The 2,955-nt window shown below is 73.1% G+C and carries 2 protein-coding genes; both read left to right on the top strand.

The annotated features are described in order from the left end of the window. The first annotated feature begins 462 nt into the window (after nucleotides 1–462). Nucleotides 463–1,725, top strand: coding sequence for a nitric oxide synthase oxygenase (locus ABZ312_RS44995; RefSeq protein WP_500356904.1), 1,263 nt, complete (start codon nucleotides 463–465; stop codon nucleotides 1,723–1,725). Between the two features lie 78 nt (nucleotides 1,726–1,803). Further along, complete coding sequence (locus ABZ312_RS45000; protein ID WP_500323290.1) at nucleotides 1,804–2,841, top strand: lactonase family protein; 1,038 nt, start codon at nucleotides 1,804–1,806, stop codon at nucleotides 2,839–2,841. The last annotated feature ends 114 nt before the right edge of the window (nucleotides 2,842–2,955 follow it).

The raw sequence follows: 2,955 nt of genomic DNA on the forward strand, positions 1-2,955 counted from the left end.
CCCCATATCTACACCGCTCGAGTTACACTCTTCCCCTCCACCCCGCTCTCCCGATCTGCGCGCCCGGGGGAGCCCGCCTCCCGCGCGCGGCAGGGGCGCGCCCCTGCCGCGCGCAGGCCCATCGGCGGCGCCGGGCGTGCGTGCCGGGTTCGTGTGCGCCCCCGGGCGGATCGGGACCGGTCACGGTCGCCAGGTGACCGGATTGCGTCCAACCTGCGTCGTGATGTGTCAATTCACCTGATTCTGAGCCCTGTTCGGCGCGGCGTGCCAGGATGACTGACTCCGGACAAGCGGTGAGACCGAATCCAGTCTCGTGCCGTATCCGCGGACCGTGGGGCAAACGGTTCGCGCAGGGCGGTCTTGGGGGTGCCAGGCGTGCTGAGATTTCTGCGCCGTACCGGGGGGAAGAACGAACGGCGTACCGGGCCGGGCCGCGTGCCGCCCCCGGCGGAGCACGCGCGGATGGACGGCCCGGAGCCGCTGGCCGGCTGTCCGGCCGGACACCCGCAGGCGGCGGAAGAGGACGCCGAGGCGCGTCCCGAGGACGCGGCGGCCTCCTGCCCCGTCGACGGCGCGGCCGGTCAGGGCGCCGCTCCGGCCGTCCTGCACAAGGACGTGGACGTCCGCGCGCTGGCCACGGACTTCCTGCGGCAGTACCACCACGAACTGCCCGGTGCCGCCGGCGACCCGCAGCAGCGGCTCGCCGCGGTGCTCGCCGAGATCGACGCGACGGGCACCTACCGGCACACCCACGAGGAGCTCGTCTTCGGCGCGCGCGTCGCCTGGCGCAACAGCAACCGCTGCATAGGGCGCCTGTACTGGAACTCCCTGCAGGTCCGTGACCGCCGCCACGTCGCCACCGCGCGCGGGGTGGCCCTGGAGGCCGCCGCCCACCTGAGGGTCGCGGCCAACGGCGGGCGGATCCGCCCGGTCATCACCGTCTTCGCCCCGGACGCGCCCGACCGCCCCGGCCCGCGGATCTGGAACGACCAGCTCATCCGCTACGCCGGCTACCCCCGGCCCGACGGCGGAGTGCTCGGCGACCCCGGCAACACCGGCATCACCGAGGTGGCCCGGCGGCTCGGCTGGTCCGGCGGTCCCGGTACGCCCTTCGACGTCCTGCCGCTGGTCGTGCAGGGCGGAGCCGAACCGCCGCGCCACTTCCCGCTGCCGGCGGACGCGGTCCTGGAGGTGCCGATCGTGCACCCGGAGTTCGACTGGCTCGCGGAGTGGGGCCTGCGCTGGCACGCCGTCCCGGCGATCTCCTCCATGTGCCTGGAGATCGGCGGCGTCTGTTACCCGGCCGCGCCCTTCAACGGCTGGTACATGGGTACCGAGATAGGCGCCCGCAACTTCGCCGACACCGACCGCTACGACCTCCTGCCGCGCTTCGCCGACCGCCTCGGCCTGGACACCGGCAGCGACCGCTCGCTGTGGCGCGACCGGGCCCTGGTCGAGCTCAACCGGGCCGTGCTGCACTCCTTCGACCGCGTCGGCGTCACCATCACCGACCACCACACCGAATCCCGGCGCTTCCTCGCGCACATCGAACGGGAGGAGCGCAAGGGCCGTCCCGTGCCCGCCGACTGGTCGTGGATCGTGCCGCCCATCTCCGGCTCGGCAACCGGCGTCTTCCACCGCTACTACGACACAGGCGAGCTGACCCCCGCCTACGTCCACCACCCCGAGTCGCTCGCCCTCGCCCGCGGCGAGACGCTGGTGTGACGGGGGCAACGGGATCGGTTTCCGGCCACTGCGTTACTCTCAGCCGCCGAACAGACAATCAGCGGAAGAGGTACGGCAGTGGCCGGGCACGTTTACATCGGGTCGTTCACCTCGGCGGGCGGCAAAGGGCTGACCACCGCCGCCCTCGACCCCGATTCGGGAGCGCTGACGGTGCTGCGCGCCGACTCCGCGGTGGAGGACCCCTCCTTCCTGGTGCTCTCCGAGGACAACGGCCTGCTCTACGCCGTCAGTGAGCACGCCGAGACCGGCGGCGCGGCCGTGTTCTCGCTGCGCGACCCCGCCCGCCCCGAACCGCTGGGCGCCACGGTGCCGGTGAGCGGCGGCGCGCCCACCCATCTGTGCCTGCACCGGGGACACCTGCTCACCGCCAACTACGCCTCCGGCACCGTCAGCGTGCTGCCGGTCGACGACCGCGGCGCGCTCGGCGGGCCGCGCCACGTCCTGGAGCACGAGGGCGACGGCCCCGACCCGGAGCGGCAGGAGGGCCCGCACGCCCACATGGTGCTGCCCGACCCCTCCGGGCGCTGGGTGCTCAGCGTGGACCTCGGCACGGACTCCGTGCGCGTCTGCGAACTCGACCCGGACAGCGGGGAGCTGGAGGTGGAACGCGAGATGGGCCTGCGCTCCGGCACCGGACCGCGGCACCTCACCTTCCACCCGCGCGGCGACCGCGCCTACGTCATGAACGAGCTGGAGTCCGTGGTGACGGTCTGTCACTGGGACCCGGAGGTGGGCCGTCTGAAGCCCGTCGCCGAGGTCTCCGTGCTGCCCGCGGACGCCGCAGGCCCGAACTACCCCTCCGAGCTGGTCGTCTCGCCCGACGGCAGGTTCGCCTGGGCCGCCAACCGAGGGCACAACAGCATCGCGGTCCTGTCCGTCGACGACAGCGGTGACCGGCTGGAGCTGCTGGAGACGGTGGACTGCGGCGGCGACTGGCCGCGCCACCTGACCCTCGACCCCTCAGGGAAGCGGCTCTACGCGGCCAACGAGCGCTCCGGCGACGTCAGCTGGTTCGACGTGGACCCGGTCACCGGTACGCCCAAGCTCGCCGGCTCGGTGGCCGTCCCGGCCGCGTCCTGCGTGGTCTTCGGCTGACGGAGGCTTCCCCGTACGCGCAACGGCGTGGTGGTCCGCCCCGGGATCCCGGGTGGTCCAGACCTGTTTGCTGCGAGTTGTCATGCTCACTTCTTCTCGCCCCCGAAGGAGCGG

Origin of the sequence: Streptomyces sp. NPDC006207, assembly GCF_040613835.1 — a bacterium.
Taxonomy (GTDB): Bacteria; Actinomycetota; Actinomycetes; order Streptomycetales; family Streptomycetaceae; genus Actinacidiphila.

Coding starts and splice junctions, on each gene's coding strand:
- ABZ312_RS44995 (WP_500356904.1), top strand. CDS start 463: ATGGACGGCCCGGAGCCGCTGGCCGGCTGTCCGGCCGGACACCCGCAG.